Raw genomic sequence first — 503 nt, 5'->3', positions numbered from 1 at the left:
CGTACGGCCTGCGCAGGCCGATCGCCCGGCGGGCGCCCGCGTCCCAGACCAGCGACATCACCGCGAAGGCGACGAGGAAGAAGACGCCCGACCACTTCACCGCGCACGCCGCGCCCAGGCACACCCCCGCCGCGATCCGCCACGGCCGCAGCCCCAGGCCGGGGCCATGGTCGCTGAGCGGCGAGGTCTCGTACCAGGAGACGAGTCGTCCGCGCGCCTGGTCGCGGTCGGCCACCAGGCAGGCGAAGGCCGCCAGCACCCAGAACATCAGGAAGATGTCGAGCAGCGCGGTCCGTGACAGCACGAGATGGAGCCCGTCCAGCGCGAGCAGCAGCCCGGCGAGGCAGCCCAGCATGGTCGAGCGGGTCATCCGGCGGGCGAGCCTGGCCAGGATCAGGATCGACAGCACCCCGACCACGGCACCGGCGAACCGCCAGCCGTAGGGGTTCATCCCGAAGATCTGCTCGCCCAGGCCGATCATCCACTTGCCCAGCGGCGGGTGG

The 503-nt window shown here is 72.4% G+C and carries 1 protein-coding gene; it reads right to left on the bottom strand.

Features of this window, described 5'->3' with window-relative positions; translation table 11 throughout:
* On the bottom strand, window positions 1-503 hold a 503-nt coding region (locus tag ABD817_RS39505; RefSeq protein ID WP_344923582.1), incomplete at both ends, for a phospholipid carrier-dependent glycosyltransferase.

It is taken from the genome of Streptosporangium oxazolinicum, assembly GCF_039537505.1.
GTDB lineage: Bacteria > Actinomycetota > Actinomycetes > Streptosporangiales > Streptosporangiaceae > Streptosporangium > Streptosporangium oxazolinicum.
The sequence above is the reverse complement of the archived record's forward strand: the minus strand, read 5'-3'. Positions and strand labels throughout refer to the sequence as shown.